Origin of the sequence: Streptomyces albidoflavus (assembly GCF_000719955.1) — a bacterium.
In the GTDB taxonomy this organism is placed as follows: domain Bacteria; phylum Actinomycetota; class Actinomycetes; order Streptomycetales; family Streptomycetaceae; genus Streptomyces; species Streptomyces albidoflavus.
Map to the genome: position 1 here is coordinate 23,100 of NZ_JOII01000036.1, position 16,187 is coordinate 39,286.

General features: G+C 73.4%; 10 protein-coding genes. 8 read left to right on the forward strand and 2 right to left on the reverse strand.

Features of this window, described 5'->3' with window-relative positions; genetic code table 11:
• Positions 1-147: 147 nt before the first annotated feature.
• A complete protein-coding gene (locus tag IF45_RS0126635) occupies positions 148-1,365 on the reverse strand; it encodes a trypsin-like serine peptidase (RefSeq protein ID WP_051720742.1) in 1,218 nt (405 codons plus the stop codon).
• 261 nt (positions 1,366-1,626) lie between these two features.
• Between IF45_RS0126635 and IF45_RS0126640 the strand changes: the two genes are divergently transcribed.
• From IF45_RS0126640 to IF45_RS0126660, 5 genes are all read left to right on the forward strand, one after another.
• Entirely contained in the window at positions 1,627-2,985 is a 1,359-nt protein-coding gene (locus tag IF45_RS0126640) for a diaminobutyrate--2-oxoglutarate transaminase family protein (protein WP_015506991.1), read from the forward strand.
• Positions 2,986-3,055: 70 nt separating this feature from the next.
• The gene (locus IF45_RS0126645; RefSeq protein WP_030309996.1) at positions 3,056-4,951 is read left to right on the forward strand and encodes an IucA/IucC family protein; all 1,896 of its coding nucleotides are present in this window, start codon (positions 3,056-3,058) and stop codon (positions 4,949-4,951) included.
• A gap of 26 nt (positions 4,952-4,977) precedes the next feature.
• Complete coding sequence (locus IF45_RS0126650; protein ID WP_030309999.1) at positions 4,978-5,763, forward strand: GNAT family N-acetyltransferase; 786 nt, start codon at positions 4,978-4,980, stop codon at positions 5,761-5,763.
• 461 nt (positions 5,764-6,224) lie between these two features.
• Complete coding sequence (locus IF45_RS0126655; RefSeq protein ID WP_030310000.1) at positions 6,225-8,087, forward strand: IucA/IucC family protein; 1,863 nt, start codon at positions 6,225-6,227, stop codon at positions 8,085-8,087.
• 86 nt (positions 8,088-8,173) lie between these two features.
• Entirely contained in the window at positions 8,174-10,162 is a 1,989-nt protein-coding gene (locus IF45_RS0126660; protein WP_003951281.1) for an ATP-dependent DNA helicase, read from the forward strand.
• A gap of 94 nt (positions 10,163-10,256) precedes the next feature.
• On the opposite strand, the gene lexA is transcribed toward IF45_RS0126660, so the two are convergent.
• Entirely contained in the window at positions 10,257-11,042 is a 786-nt protein-coding gene (lexA, locus tag IF45_RS0126665; RefSeq protein WP_003951282.1) for a transcriptional repressor LexA, read from the reverse strand.
• A 622-nt stretch (positions 11,043-11,664) separates the two neighbouring features.
• On the opposite strand from lexA, the gene nrdR reads away from it, so the two are divergent.
• The 3 genes from nrdR to IF45_RS0126680 all read left to right on the forward strand — a co-directional run bounded on the left by nrdR (position 11,665) and on the right by IF45_RS0126680 (position 16,082).
• Entirely contained in the window at positions 11,665-12,177 is a 513-nt protein-coding gene (gene nrdR, locus IF45_RS0126670; RefSeq protein WP_003951283.1) for a transcriptional regulator NrdR, read from the forward strand.
• A 137-nt stretch (positions 12,178-12,314) separates the two neighbouring features.
• Complete coding sequence (locus IF45_RS0126675; RefSeq protein ID WP_008410831.1) at positions 12,315-15,185, forward strand: vitamin B12-dependent ribonucleotide reductase; 2,871 nt, start codon at positions 12,315-12,317, stop codon at positions 15,183-15,185.
• A 198-nt stretch (positions 15,186-15,383) separates the two neighbouring features.
• On the forward strand, positions 15,384-16,082 hold the full coding sequence (locus IF45_RS0126680; protein WP_030310001.1) for a formylglycine-generating enzyme family protein: 699 nt from the start codon (positions 15,384-15,386) through the stop codon (positions 16,080-16,082).
• Positions 16,083-16,187: the final 105 nt, after the last annotated feature.

A 16,187-nucleotide genomic window follows, 5' to 3' on the forward strand; every position in this document is an offset into this window, starting at 1 on the left:
ACCCCCGTGTGCGGCGGGGAGCGGCTCCCCGGTGGTGGCAGATGTCATGTGCGTGTCATGTGTGGCTCCGGGGGAGCCGCCGTCACGCGTACGGGGGCGGGCCCGGAGCGGGCGGGCGCCCGGGGGAGTTCCCCGGGCGCCCGGACATCACTTGTCGGCGAACTTCTTGCTGACCGCCGTGTAGATGCCCTCGGCCTCCTTGCCCAGCCGGGGACCGGCCAGCCATCCGGCGTTCACCGGGCCGATGGAGGTGTTGGAGACCAGCGCCGGCTTGCCGTCGGCCCCCTCGGCGACCCAGCCGCCGCCCGACGAGCCGCCCGTCATGGTGCAGCCGATCCGGTGCATCGTCGGGTCGTCCTTGGTCACCGAGAGCCGGCCCGGCTCGTCCTGGCACTGGAACATCTTCTGGCCGTCGAAGGGCGGCGCCGCCGGGTACCCGGTCGCCGTCATCGAGGCGATCTTGTCCGCGGCCGGCGCGTTGAAGTTCACCGGGAGCGCCGAACCGACGGTCTCCTCCAGCGACTTGCCCCCGCCGTCCTGCGGGGTCACGTGCAGCACCGCGAAGTCGTACGAGGCGCCGTCGCCGCCGGTCTGGCCGCCCTGCTCGATCCACTGGTCCGAGGTCTGCGCCCAGTCGCTCCACCAGACGCCGTACGGGGCGACCTGCTCCTGTGTGGCGCTCTGGAGCTGCTCGGTGGAGAGCGCGCCGTCGTTGTAGGAGGGGACGAAGATGATGTTCCGGTACCAGCCGCCCTCCTTGCCCGCGTGGACGCAGTGCCCGGCGGTCCACACCAGGTTGGACTTGCCCGGGTTGGCCGGGTCGGCGATGACGGTGGCCGAGCAGACCATCGAGCCCTTGGGGCCGTCGAAGAGGAGCTTGCCCGCCTCCGGCGCCTGGTCGTGGTACTTGGCGGGGACCGAGGCGGCGTCCACCGGCTGCGGCGTCGGGTCGGTCACACCCTGGTCGCCGGAGATGTCCTCCTCGTCGACCTCCTGCTCGGTCGGGTCGTCCGCCTCACGCATCCGGTCCGGGTCCCACAGGTCCGCGATGACCGGGTTGATGAAGTCCTCGGCCTCGCGCAGCCAGTCGTCGCGCGACCAGTCCTTCCAGGCGCCGTCCTTCCACTCGTCCAGGTCGAGGCCGTGCTCCTTGAGCCGGTCCTTGAGACTGTCCGGGATGCGGATCTTGCCGTCGGACTCCGCGGAGGCCGAGGCCGACGGGTCACCCCCGGCGTTGTCCTCCTCGGGCCCGCAGGCGGTCGCGGTCAGGGCCAGCGCCGCGCACAGGGCCACCGCGGAAACCGCACCGGACCGGCCGCGCGCTCCCCTCCGGCGTCCGGGACGAAGTGGGCGTATGGGTCGCATGTCGGATTCCCCCTGGATTCGGACGTGAATCCGCCCTCGTGGGCGGCGGGTTGTGGCCCCCCAGACTATGCGGGTGCTCTGGGGGACGATCCACGGGGCGGCAACGGTTCCGTCACGGGACCGCCGCCCGGGGGCGCGGCCGAAGGATCTTCTCCGCGCCCGTGTTCCTTTCGCCGCACGGTCGTTGGTAGGTGCGGGGGGCCCGCGCCGTGCGCGGAACCACCGCACGACGCACCTGCTACCACGGGAGGAACCACACCTGTGGCCGTGACCGAGCAAGCCCAGGCGCCCGCCACCGCGACCACCGCGCACCTGGGCATCCTGCGCCGCCAGGCGTCCCGCGAGTCGGCCGCGCGCACCTACGCGCGCTCCCTGCCCATCGTCCCCGTCCGCGCCCGCGGCGTGACGATCGAGGGCGCCGACGGCCGCCGCTACCTCGACTGCCTCTCCGGCGCCGGCACCCTCGCTCTCGGCCACAACCACCCGGTGGTCCTCGAAGCCATCCGCAAGGTCCTCGACTCCGGCGCCCCGCTCCACGTGCTCGACCTCGCCACCCCGGTCAAGGACGCCTTCACCACCGAACTGTTCGCGACCCTGCCTCCGGCCCTCGCCGCACGCGCCCGCATCCAGTTCTGCGGCCCGGCCGGCACCGACGCCGTCGAGGCCGCGCTGACACTGACCCGTACCGCCACCGGCCGCTCCGGCGTCCTCGCCTTCACCGGCGCGTACCACGGCATGACCGCCGGGGCCCTGGCCGCCTCCGGCGGCGGGCGTGAAGGGCGCGTCACCCGGCTGCCGTTCCCGCAGGAGTACCGCTGCCCCTTCGGTGTCGGCGGTGAGCAGGGCGCCGAACTCGCCGCCCGCTGGACCGAGTCGCTGCTCGACGACACCAAGTCCGGCGTCCCCGAGGCCTCCTGCCTGCTGGTCGAGCCGGTGCAGGGCGAAGGCGGCGTCAACCCGGCGCCCGACGCCTGGCTCCGCCGCATTCGGAAGCTCACCGAGGACCGCTCGATCCCGCTGATCGCCGACGAGGTGCAGACCGGGGTGGGACGCACCGGACGGTTCTGGGGCGTCGACCACAGCGGGATCGTCCCGGACGTGATGGTCCTCTCCAAGGCCATCGGCGGCAGCCTCCCGCTCGCCGTCCTCGTCTACCGCGACGACCTCGACGTCTGGCGGCCCGGCGCCCACGCCGGCACCTTCCGCGGCAACCAGCTCGCCATGGCCGCCGGCGCCGCCACCCTCGCCCACGTCCGGGAGAACGGCCTGGCCGACCGCGCGGACACCCTCGGCGCCCGCATGCTCGGCCGGCTGCGGGAGTTCGCCGCCGGGCACCCCTTCGTCGGCGACGTGCGCGGCCGCGGCCTGATGATCGGCGTCGAACTGGTCGACCCCGCCGCCGACACCCCCGCCGGTACGCCGCCACCCCCCGCTCCCCGGATCGCCACCGCCGTGCAGCGCGCGTGCCTGGACCGGGGCCTCATCGTCGAGCTGGGCGGACGCCGCAGTGCCGTCGTCCGCCTGCTGCCGCCGCTGACCCTCACCGACGAGCAGGCCGACGCGGTGCTCGACCGCCTGACCGACGCCCTCACGGCTGCGGCCAGGGACTTCCCCGGATGACCCCACCCGGTGCCGCCCCCGCTGAGCCGGCCGGCGCACGGAATCCGCTCCACGCCCCAAGGAAGCACTCTTGAACGTCACCCCCGCACCCGACGGCGGCCGCCACTCCTCCCCGCGCGGCACCTCCGCCACGCGCGAGATCCCGGCCGACGGGGCGACCGTACCCCGCCAGCCCGGCGGCGTCGGGACCCTCCGGTTCCCCGGCGGCGGCACCGACCTGCTCGAACACCCCGACGCCCGGATCGCCGCCGAGGCCGCCGCGCTGGAGAGCCTGCTGCGCTGCTGGGTCCGCGAGACCTCCCCGCCCGCCCCCACCCACGGGGTGCTCCGCGTCCCGCTGCCCGCCAGCGGCACCGCGCTGCTCGTCCCGGTCCGGCACTGGTCGCTCGCGGGCTGGCACCGGTTCGGGCCGCCGGTGCGCGAGGACGCCCCCGCCGGGGCCTCGCCGCTGCTCGACGTGGCCGCCGTCGCCGAACTCCTGGAGCGCGAGTCGGCCACCGAGGCCCACGACGGGGACCTGCTGGAGCGGGTCGGCGACTCCGCCCGGCGCACCGCCCTCTTCCTCGCCGAGCGCCGCGCCCGGGCCCAGGAGGAGCCGGACCGCTTCCTCGCCGCCGAACAGTCCCTCGTCCTCGGCCACCCGCTGCACCCCACCCCCAAGAGCCGCGAGGGGCTGACCGAGGCCGAGTCCCGCGCCTACTCGCCGGAGCTGGGCGGATCGTTCCCGCTGCACTGGCTCGCCGTCGACCGTTCGGTCCTCGCCCAGGACTCCGCCTGGCACGAGGACGGCGCCCCCGTCCCCGCCGAACAGCTCACCGCGCGCCTCGCCGGGCCCGGCCTGCGGCTGCCCGAGGGCACCGCCGCCCTGCCCGTCCACCCCTGGCAGATCCGCGAACTGCGCCGCCGCCCCGAGGCCGCCGCCCTCCTCGACGCCGGCGCCCTGCGCGACCTCGGCCCGTGCGGCGAACCCTGGTACCCCACCTCCTCGGTGCGCACCGTCTACCGCCCGGGCGCCCCCGCCATGCTCAAGCTCTCGCTCGGCCTGCGCATCACCAACTCCCGCCGGGAGAACCTCCGCAAGGAACTGGCCCGGGGCGCCGAGGTGCACCGGCTGCTGCGGACCGGGCTCGGCGCGCGCTGGCAGGAGGCCCACCCCGGCTTCGACATCGTGCGCGACCCGGCGTGGCTCGCCGTCGACGGGCCCGACGGCACCCCCGTCACCGGCCTCGACGTGATGATCCGGGACAACCCCTTCACCCCGGACGACGACGTGACCTGCGTCGCCGGACTGGTCTCGCCCCGCCCCGCAGGCGACGCCCGCACCGGCGGCCGCCTCGGGATGCGCTCCCGCCTCGGCGAACTCGTCACCCGGATCGCCGGACGCGAGGGCCGCACCCGCGGCGCCGTCTCCACCGAGTGGTTCGCCCGCTACCTCAAGCGGGTCGTCGCCCCCGTGCTCTGGCTCGACGGCCACGCCGGGATCGCCCTGGAGGCCCACCAGCAGAACACCCTGGTCCTCCTCGACGCCGACGGCTGGCCCACCGGCGGCCGCTACCGCGACAACCAGGGCTACTACTTCCGCACCTCGCACCGCGACGCCCTCCAGGCCCGGCTGCCCGGCGCGGGCGAGGCCAGCGACACCTTCGTCGCCGACGCCGTCACCGACGAGCGGTTCGCCTACTACCTCGGCATCAACAACATCCTCGGCCTGATCGGGGCCTTCGGCTCCCAGCGCCTCGCCGACGAGCGGCTGCTGCTGACCGTGCTGCGCCGCTTCCTCGCCGAGGAGGCCGCCCGCCCCGGCCCCGTCTCCCCGCTGCCCGGCCTGCTCCTGGACTCCCCGGTCCTGCGCTGCAAGGCCAACCTCCTCACCCGCCTGCACGGCCTGGACGAACTGGTCGGACCGGTCGACACCCAGTCCGTCTACGTCACGATCGCCAACCCGCTGCACACCGCCGGGGCCTGAGTACCCCCGCCCGGAAGGAGCCCCGCGTGCCCCCAGCCGCCACCCCGCCCCACGGACCCGCCGCCCCCACCGCCGGGGCCCGCCCCGGCGTGCCCGCGCCCGCGCCCGCCCGGCGGGACCACGGCCAGGCCGGGCCGCCGGGCTCCGCCGGGGCGGGGGCGGCCCGGGACACCGAGGCCCCCGACACCGCCGCCGAGGCTCCCGCCGGGCCCGGCGGCGACGGGGGGACCCTGCTCGACCGGGTCGGCCGGTGGGCCCCCGCCGCCACCCCGTTCGGCATATTCCGGCTCGCCCCCCTCACCCCAGGCGACGACCTCGCCCTCCTCACCGCCTGGATGAACGACCCGGCAGTCGCCGCCTTCTGGGAACTGGCCGGGCCCCCCGCGACCACCGCGGCCCACGTCCACGCCCAGCTCTCCGGCGACGGACGCAGCGTCCCCTGCCTCGGCCTCCTCGACGGGCGCCCGATGAGCTACTGGGAGCTGTACCGCGCCGACCTCGACCCGCTGGCCCGCCACTACCCGGCCCGGCCTCACGACACCGGCGTCCACCTGCTGCTGGGCGGCGCCGCCGACCGGGGCCGGGGCCTGGGCACCGCCCTGCTCCGCGCGGTCACCTGCCTGGTCCTCGCCCACCGCCCCCGCTGCGCCCGCGTCGTCGCCGAACCCGACGTCCGCAACGCCCCCTCGGTCGCCGCCTTCCGCCGCGCCGGCTTCCACCTCGACGCCGAGATCGACCTCCCGGACAAGCGCGCGGCCCTGATGGTCCGCAGGAGAACCACCCCGACGGAACCGGCACCCGCACGCCGGTGACCGCGGGGCAGGGGACCGCAACGCGCGGTCCCTCACTCCGGGCCCATCCCGCCTCACCCACCCCGGCGCGGCCAGGCCGCGCCCTACGCCGCTGCGACAGCGTGCCTCCCCGCGCCGGTGGGACGCCGGTGCTCCCCGAGGGCACGGACCGAACGGCACGCGGGCAACTGCCGCCCCCGGCCACCGGTTCCACCACGCGTCCGAGCCCGGGTCCGGGACGCCGGGACCGCACCCCACCCCGGGCCTCGCGCACGCCCCTGGACGCGCCCCTCACCCGCGTGCCCCCACCGAACCCAGCCCCCGACCGGCTGCTTCCCAAGGGGGCGTACGCCCCCGCGTGCGGCCGTGGGTCGTGCGCCGGGCCCTGTTCCCTCGTGGCCCGATCACTGCGACCGTTCCGCTCCGGGCGTCGGCGAGCGACGTCCGGCCGTTCCGATCCGGTTCCCTACCGAGGAGTCCCCGTGCCGCATTCCCCCGCAGACCAGCCCCGGCCCGAAGGCCACGCCCTCCACGCCCCGCCCGAACTGACCGCCGACGCCTGGCGGCGGGCTGAGCGACGGCTGCTGGCCAAGATGCTCGGCGAGTTCGCCTACGAGGAGATCATCGAGCCCCACCCGCTGACCCCGCCCGGACCCGGCGGCGCCGCGTACGCCCTGCCGCTCGGCGGCCCCGGCGAGGCCGAACTGCGGTTCCGGGCGCGCCGCTGGGCGTACGGGCACTGGCAGGTCGAGGCGGAGAGCGTCACGCTCGCCGAGGGCGGGGGCGAGCCGGGGCCGTTCGGTGATCCGCTGGACTTCCTGGTGCGGGCCAGGCCGCTGCTGGGGCTCGACGGCGACACGCTCGGCCACGTCCTGCGCGAACTCACCCGCACCCTCGCCGCCGACACCCGCCTCGACGCGACCGCGCTGACCGCCGCCGAACTGGCCGGCCTCGACTACGCCGCTCTCGAAGGCCACCAGACCGGGCACCCCTGGCTCGTCCTCAACAAGGGGCGAATCGGTTTCTCGGCCGAGGACAGCGCGCGGTGGGCGCCGGAGGCCCGCCGTCCGGCGCGGCTGCCCTGGATCGCCGTCCACACCTCCCTCGCCGCCTACCGGGGCATCCCCGGACTCGACGCCGACCGGCTCTACGAGGAGGAACTGGACGAGGCGACCCGCGAACTCTTCGCCGCCACCCTGCGCGAGCGCGGCCTGGACCCGGACGCCTACCTCTGCCTGCCCGTCCACCCCTGGCAGTGGGACGACACGGTGGTGCCGCTCTTCGCCCCGGCCGTCGCCGACGGGCGCATCGTGCCGCTCACCGCCGACCCCGACGAGCGGCTTCCCCAGCAGTCCATCCGCACCTTCCTCAACCTCAGCCACCCCCACCGCCGCACCGTCAAACTCCCGCTCTCCATCCTCAACACCCTCGTCTGGCGCGGCCTGCCGACCGAACGCACCCTCGCCGCCCCGGCCGTCACCCACTGGGTCCACCGCCTGCGCGACCAGGACCCCTACCTGCGCGACGAGTGCCGCGTCATCCTCCTCGGCGAGGTCGCCTCCGTCACCGTCCTCCACCCCGTCTACGACCGGCTGCCGGAAGTCCCGTACCAGTTCAAGGAGTTGCTGGGCGCCATCTGGCGTGAGCCGCTCGCCGGCCACCTCGACCCGGGGGAGCGCGCCCGCACCCTCGCCTCCCTGATCCACACCGACCGCGACGGCCGCGCCTTCACCGCCGAACTCGTCGCCCGCTCCGGCCTCGCCCCCCGCGACTGGCTGCGCCACCTCTTCGCCGCCCTGCTCCCGCCGCTGCTGCACTTCCTCCACCAGTACGGCACCGTCTTCTCGCCGCACGGGGAGAACGCCATCGTCGTCTTCGACGAGCACGACATCCCCACCCGGCTCGCGGTCAAGGACTTCGTCGACGACGTCAACATCAGCTCCGAGCCGCTCCCCGAGCACGCGGAGATGCCCGAGGCGGTCCGCGAGGTCCTGCTGACCGAGACCCCGGACTTCCTGCCGCAGTTCATCCACTCCGGCCTGTTCATCGGCGTCTTCCGCTACCTGGCACCGCTCTGCGCCACCCAGCTCGACGTCCCCGAGAACGACTTCTGGCAGCTGGTCCGCGCCGAGATCGTCCGCCACCAGACGCGCTTCCCCCACCTCAAGGAGCGGTACGAGCTCTTCGACCTCTTCGCCCCCGAGATCGAGCGGCTCTGCCTCAACCGCAACCGGCTCCACCTCGACGGCTACCGGGACCGCGCCGCCCGCCCGCACGCCGCCGTCCACGGCACGGTCCCCAACCCCCTGCACGCGGAGCCGCCGCACCCCCTCACACCGGAATGAGCAGGGGCGCGCGCCGGGGGCGTACGCGCGGCCGGGCGGCGGAACGGGACGGGGCTGTCGGTGGCGCACCGTAGGCTGGAGCGGCTATGACGAAGCCCTCACTCACCGAGCTCCTGCACGCCGCCGTCGCCGCCGTGGGCGGCACCGAGCGGCCCGGGCAGGTGGCCATGGCCGAAGCCGTCGCCTCGGCCATCGACGACTCCTCCCATCTGCTCGTCCAGGCGGGCACCGGCACCGGTAAGTCGCTCGGCTACCTCGTGCCCGCCCTGGCCCACGGGGAGCGGGTCGTCGTCGCCACGGCGACGCTGGCCCTCCAGCGCCAGCTGGTCGAGCGGGACCTGCCGCGCACGGTGGAGGCGCTCCATCCGGTGCTGCGCCGCCGCCCCGAGTTCGCCATGCTCAAGGGCCGGTCGAACTACCTCTGCCTGCACCGGCTGCACGAGGGCGTCCCGCAGGAGGAGGAAGAGGGCCTCTTCGACCCGTTCGAGGCGGCCACCCCCACCAGCAAGCTCGGCACCGACCTGCTGCGGCTGCGCGACTGGTCCGACGAGACGGAGACCGGCGACCGGGACGACCTGACCCCCGGCGTCTCCGACCGCGCCTGGTCGCAGGTCTCCGTCTCCTCCCGCGAGTGCCTCGGCGCCAGCCGCTGCGCCTACGGCCAGGAGTGCTTCGCCGAGCTGGCCAAGGAGCGGGCCCGCCTCGCCGACGTGGTCGTCACCAACCACGCCCTGCTCGCCATCGACGCCATCGAGGGCGCCCCGATCCTCCCCTCGCACGAGGTGCTGATCGTCGACGAGGCCCACGAACTGGTCTCCCGGGTCACCGGCGTCGCCACCGGCGAGCTGACCCCGGGCCAGGTCAACCGCGCCGTCCGCCGCGCCGCCAAGCTGGTCAACGAGAAGGCGGCCGACGCCCTCCAGACCGCCTCCGAGACCTTCGAGGGGCTGATGGAGCTGGCCCTCCCGGGCCGCCTGGAGACCATCCCGGAGGACCTGGAGTACGCCCTGGCCGCCCTGCGCGACGCCGCCCGTACGGTGATCTCTGCCATCGGCGCCACCCGCGACAAGTCGGTGCAGGACGAGGACGCCGTCCGCAAGCAGGCCCTCGCCTCCGTCGAGTCGATCCACACCGTCGCCGAGCGCATCACCCAGCGCTCCGAGTACGACGTGGTCTGGTACGAGCGGCACGACCGCTTCGGCGCCTCCCTGCGGGTCGCGCCGCTCTCCGTCTCGGGGCTGCTGCGCGAGAAGCTCTTCGCCGACCGCTCGGTCACCCTGACCTCCGCCACCCTCAAGCTCGGCGGCGACTTCAACGGCGTCGGCGCCTCGCTGGGTCTCGCCCCCGAGGGCACCGCCGGAGTCGACGGCACCCCCGGCGCCGACCTCCCGGTCTGGAAGGGCGTCGACGTCGGCTCCCCCTTCGACTACCCGAAGCAGGGCATCCTCTACGTCGCCCGCCACCTGAACAACCCCGGCCGCGAGGGCACCCGCGCCGACATGACCGACGAGCTGGCCGAACTGGTGGAGGCGGCCGGCGGCCGCACCCTGGGGCTCTTCTCCTCGATGCGCGCGGCCCGCGCCGCCGCCGAGGAGCTGCGCGGGCGCCTGGACGTGCCGATCCTGCTCCAGGGCGAGGAGACCCTGGGCGAGCTGATCAAGAACTTCGCGGCCGACCCCCGCACCTGCCTCTTCGGCACGCTCTCCCTCTGGCAGGGCGTGGACGTGCCGGGGCCCAGCTGCCAGCTGGTGGTGATGGACCGCATCCCGTTCCCGCGCCCCGACGACCCGCTGATGTCGGCCCGCCAGAAGGCGGTGGAGGAGGCCGGGGGCAACGGCTTCATGGCGGTCGCCGCCACCCACTCCGCGCTGCTCATGGCGCAGGGCGCCGGCCGCCTGGTCCGCGCCACCGGGGACCGGGGCGTCGTGGCCGTCCTCGACCCGCGCCTCGCCACCGCCCGCTACGGCAGCTACCTCCGCGCCTCGCTGCCGGACTTCTGGTACACCACCGACCGGAACCAGGTCCGCCGCTCGCTGGCCGCGATCGACGAGGCGGCCCGCGCGGAGGGGAAGTAAGGGAAGAGGAGACGGAGAAGAAGGGGAGCGGGCAGAGAAGAGTCCCGGAACCGGCGCAGAGGTTCCGGGACTCGCCAGGGGGTACCGGCGGGGGTCAGACCCGCCGCAGGACCGCGACGACCTTGCCGAGGATGGTGGCCTCGTCGCCGGGGATCGGCTGGTAGGCCGCGTTGTGCGGGAGGAGCCAGATGTGGTTGTCCTCGCGCTTGAACCGCTTCACGGTGGCCTCGCCGTCCAGCATCGCGGCGACGATGTCGCCGTTCTCCGCGACGGGCTGGCGGCGGACGGTGACCCAGTCGCCGTCGCAGATCGCCGCCTCGATCATGGAGTCACCGACGACCTTGAGCACGAAGAGCTCACCGTCGCCGACCAGCTGGCGGGGGAGGGGGAAGACGTCCTCGACCGACTCCTCGGCGAGGATCGGCCCGCCGGCCGCGATCCGGCCGACCAGCGGCACGTAGGAGGCGGCGGGCTTGCCCGTGGTGTCCGCGGGCTGCGCGCTCGGCTGGTCGGAGCCGCGCACCTCGTACGCCCGGGGGCGGTGCGGGTCGCGGCGGAGGAAGCCCTTGCGCTCCAGGGCCATCAGCTGGTGGGCCACCGAGGAGGTGCTGGAGAGGCCGACGGCCTGCCCGATCTCCCGCATCGACGGCGGGTAGCCGCGGCGCTGCACCGAGTCGCGGATGACCTCGATCACGCGGCGCTGCCGGTCGGTCAGTCCTGAGCTGTCCGCGCGGATGCCCGGAGGTCGTCCGGGGAGCGAGCGGGCGGGCTTCGCCCCCTCCTGGGGCGAGGCGGGCTCATTCATGGCGTGCACCGACTCCCGTCGTCCCTGGGACCGGCCCTGGGCGGTGATGGTGGCGCTGTCTGCGGTCGTGGTCACGTCGGCCCCTCTCGGTGTGTACTCCCTGGATAGCCAACGGTAGTTGCTTTCGAAAGGTTGCGCCAAACACACGTTCGAGTGAAAAACCGCAGTTCAGCTGACGTGCGTAGGCGTTCGGGTGTATAGAGCGAGGCCGGTCGTGGCGGGGTGCCCCGCCCGGGCCGGGCCCGTGTCGAGCGGCTGTGCGGTAACCTCCACCGCCGTGGCCGGATGCCGGAGGCGGGGCGAACCGCTCCCGGCGAGGTCACAGTCTGCCATCCGGGACCGGGCGGCGGACTCACCGGCCCCCTTCGCGGGCGCGTGCGCGGGCGCTCCGTATGCTGCACAACCGTCCCCGTCGTCCGCGAACCGCTCCGGTTCGCCGGGCCGGGGCGTGCCCGCGCGAGGCCGCGGGCCGGCCCCCGTGGGAGGCGGTTCGCGCGGCTTGTCCCGGCGACACGCCAATAGGGGCAACTTCCGCCCCAGACACCAGATCTAGTGGTGGGACGGAAGAGAGAGCCCACAAGTTGTGGTGCCGGTGATTCGGGCGGTGGTTCATCGCCTATGCTGGAGCCTGCTTCGAGGGGACCACGCGGTCCCGGCGAGCCACTGAGTCGTGCTGTGAAGGAGGGTTCGGAGTCTCGTGCACTGCCCCTTCTGCAGGCACCCCGACAGCCGTGTCGTGGACAGCCGCACCACCGACGACGGAACGTCGATCAGACGTCGCCGTCAGTGCCCCGACTGCTCCCGGCGCTTCACCACCGTGGAGTCCTGCTCCCTGATGGTCGTCAAGCGCAGCGGCGTGACCGAGCCCTTCAGCCGGGCCAAGGTCATCAGCGGCGTCCGCAAGGCGTGCCAGGGCCGGCCGGTCACCGAGGACGCGCTCGCGCAGCTCGGCCAGCGGGTCGAGGAGGCGCTGCGCGCCACCGGCAGCGCCGAGCTGGCCACGCACGACGTGGGCCTCGCCATACTGGGCCCGCTCCAGGAGCTGGACCTCGTGGCCTACCTGCGGTTCGCCTCGGTCTACCGGGCGTTCGACTCGCTGGACGACTTCGAGGCCGCCATCACCGAGCTGCGGGCGCGTGAGCGCGGCGGGACGCGGGCCGGCGAGGAGCAGGAGCCGGGAATCCCGGCCCCCGCCACGTCCACGGACTGAGTGGGCCGGGCCGTCGCCCCGGGCGGCGGAAGAAGGATGTGACCGGGCGCTGCGGCGGCGCCCGGAAGACAAGACAGACCGTGCTGCAGGGAAGCTCTGCGCACTTTTGGGTGTTTCACCCACATATGGGAGGCGGCATGACAGAGACGGCGAGCGGCCCGGCACGAGGTTCCCGTACGAAGGGTTCCAAGGCCAAGGGTCTGCGTATCGAGCGCATCCACACGACGCCCGGCGTGCACCCGTACGACGAGGTCCAGTGGGAGCTTCGTGACGTCGTCATGACCAACTGGCGCGACGGCTCGGTCAACTTCGAGCAGCGTGGCGTCGAGTTCCCCGACTTCTGGTCGGTGAACGCGGTCAACATCGTCACCAGCAAGTACTTCCGCGGGGCAGTCGGTACCCCGCAGCGCGAGACGGGGCTCAAGCAGCTCATCGACCGCATCGTGAAGACGTACCGCAAGGCCGGTGAGGAGAACAACTACTTCGCCTCGCCCGCCGATGCGGAGATCTTCGAGCACGAGCTGGCCTACGCGCTGCTGCACCAGATCTTCAGCTTCAACTCCCCGGTGTGGTTCAACGTCGGCACGCCCCAGCCCCAGCAGGTCTCGGCCTGCTTCATCCTCTCCGTCGACGACTCCATGGAGTCGATCCTCGACTGGTACAAGGAAGAGGGGATGATCTTCAAGGGCGGCTCCGGTGCCGGCCTGAACCTCTCCCGCATCCGCTCCTCCAAGGAGCTGCTCTCCTCCGGCGGCAACGCCTCCGGCCCGGTCTCCTTCATGCGCGGCGCCGACGCCTCCGCAGGAACGATCAAGTCCGGTGGCGCCACCCGCCGCGCGGCCAAGATGGTCATCCTCGACGTCGACCACCCCGACATCGAGGACTTCATCCAGACCAAGGTCAGCGAGGAGGAGAAGATCCGCGCCCTGCGTGACGCGGGCTTCGACATGGACCTGGGCGGCGACGACATCACGTCCGTCCAGTACCAGAACGCCAACAACTCGGTCCGCGTGAACGACGAGTTCATGAAGGCCGTCGAGTCCGGCTCCACCTTCGGGCTGCGGGCCCGCATGACCGGCGAGGTCATCGAGGAGGTCGACGCCAAGTCCCTCTTCCGCAAGATGGCCGAGGCCGCCTGGGCCTGCGCCGACCCCGGCATCCAGTACGACGACACCATCAACGCCTGGCACACCTGCCCGGAGTCCGGCCGCATCAACGGCTCGAACCCGTGCAGCGAGTACATGCACCTGGACAACACCTCGTGCAACCTCGCCTCGCTCAACCTCATGAAGTTCCTCAAGGACGACGGCAAGGGCAACCAGTCCTTCGAGTCCGAGCGGTTCTCCAAGGTCGTCGAGCTGGTCATCACCGCGATGGACATCTCCATCTGCTTCGCCGACTTCCCCACCCAGAAGATCGGTGAGAACACCCGCGCCTTCCGCCAGCTGGGCATCGGCTACGCCAACCTCGGCGCCCTGCTCATGGCGACGGGCCACGCCTACGACTCCGACGGCGGCCGCGCGCTGGCCGGTGCCATCACCTCGCTGATGACCGGCACCTCCTACCGACGCTCCGCCGAGCTGGCGGCCGTGGTCGGCCCGTACGACGGGTACGCCCGCAACGCCGAGCCGCACCAGCGGGTCATGAAGCAGCACGCCGACGCCAACGCCAAGGCCGTGCGCACCGACGACCTGGACAACCCGATCTGGGCCGCCGCCACCGAGGCGTGGCAGGACGTGGTGCGCCTCGGCGCGAAGAACGGCTTCCGCAACGCCCAGGCGTCCGTCATCGCCCCGACCGGCACCATCGGTCTCGCGATGTCCTGCGACACCACCGGCCTGGAGCCCGACCTCGCCCTGGTCAAGTTCAAGAAGCTGGTCGGCGGCGGCTCCATGCAGATCGTCAACGGCACCGTGCCGCAGGCGCTGCGCCGCATGAACTACTCCGAGGAGCAGATCGAGGCGATCGTCGCCCACATCGCCGAGCACGGCAACGTGATCGACGCCCCCGCGCTCAAGCCCGAGCACTACGAGGTCTTCGACTGCGCCATGGGCGAGCGCTCCATCTCCGCGATGGGCCACGTCCGGATGATGGCCGCGATCCAGCCCTGGATCTCCGGCGCCCTCTCCAAGACGGTCAACCTCCCCGAGACCGCCACCGTCGAGGACGTCGAGGAGGTCTACTTCGAGGCATGGAAGCTCGGCGTCAAGGCCCTCGCGATCTACCGCGACAACTGCAAGGTCGGCCAGCCCCTCTCCGCCAAGAAGAAGGAGGAGGAGAAGGCCGAGATCACCGAGCAGGCCGAGGAGACCATCCGCGCCGCCGTGGAGAAGGTCGTCGAGTACCGCCCGGTCCGCAAGCGTCTCCCCAAGGGCCGCCCCGGCATCACCACCTCCTTCACGGTGGGCGGCGCCGAGGGCTACATGACGGCCAACTCCTACCCGGACGACGGTCTCGGCGAGGTCTTCCTGAAGATGTCCAAGCAGGGCTCCACCCTCGCGGGCATGATGGACGCCTTCTCCATCGCCGTCTCGGTCGGCCTCCAGTACGGCGTGCCGCTGGAGACGTACGTCTCGAAGTTCACCAACATGCGCTTCGAGCCGGCCGGTATGACCGACGACCCGGACGTGCGGATGGCGCAGTCGATCGTCGACTACATCTTCCGCCGCCTGGCGCTGGACTTCCTGCCCTTCGAGACCCGCTCGGCCCTCGGCATCCACTCCGCCGACGAGCGCCGCCGCCACCTGGAGACCGGCTCCTACGAGCCCGCCGAGGAGGAGCAGGCCGAGCCGGCCGCGTCCGCCCCGGAGATCTCCGCCCCGGCGACCGGCACGGAGATCCCGCAGGCCAAGCCGGAGCAGCAGGCCCACACCTCGGCCGAACTGGTCGAGATGCAGCTCGGCATCAGCGCCGACGCCCCGCTCTGCTTCTCCTGCGGCACCAAGATGCAGCGCGCCGGCTCCTGCTACATCTGCGAGGGCTGCGGCTCCACCAGCGGGTGCAGCTGAGCCGACAGGTGAACGCCGGGCGGCCGATGCCTCTGAGCACCGGCCGCCCGGGCCGCTGACCTGCACGTGAGAGAGGGAGCCGACCTACGGGCCGGCTCCCTCTTCGCCGTCCACGGCCGCTCCCGCGCCCCGGAACACCCCCGAACGGATGCCCCCGTTCCGCCTCCGCCCGCCTGCCGCAGCCGGTAGGAAGGGCGGATGACGCGCACCCGGGAAGTCACCAGGTCCCACACCGGGCAGGACGGCCTGCTCTTCCTGCCCGCCGGCGAGGTCGTCCTGCGCGACGAGGCCGCGAAGACCGAGCGGACCGTCGCCGTGACCGCCTTCGAACTCGGCGCCTGTCCGGTCACCCGGGAGCGGTACGAGGCGGTCACCGGCACGGTCCCGGCGGGCCCCGGAGGCCCGGACGCCCCGGTCACCGAGGTCTCCTGGGCCGACGCCCTGCGCTACTGCAACCTGCTGTCGCAGGCACTGGGCCTGCGCCCCTGCTACCGCCTCGGCGACGACCCGGACGCCCGCGCCACCCGCTGGGACCAGGACGCCGACGGCTTCCGCCTGCCGACCGAGGCCGAGTGGGAGTACGCCTGCCGCGCCGGTTCGCCGGAGGTCCGCTACGGACCGCTGGACGCCGTCGCCCGCCACCGGGGCAACTCCGGCGGCCGCCTCCACCCCGTGGCCACCAGGCAGCCCAACGCCTTCGGCCTGTACGACATGCTCGGCAACGTCTGGGAGTGGTGCTGGGACCTGTACGACCCCGGGGTCTACGGGCCGTACCGGGTCTTCCGGGGCGGCGGCTGGCAGGACGAGCCGCGTGGCGTCCGCGCCGCCTGCCGCCGCAAGAGCCATCCGACACTGCGCATCGACGACCTCGGGTTCCGCCTCGCCCGGTCGGTCTGAGCCGGGGCCGTGCCCCCGCCCGCGCCGCCGTGCTCGGCGGATCGGCGGCCGGGGGCAGGTTCACCGCCCGCAGCGACCTGGACACCGACCTCACCGAGGACCCGG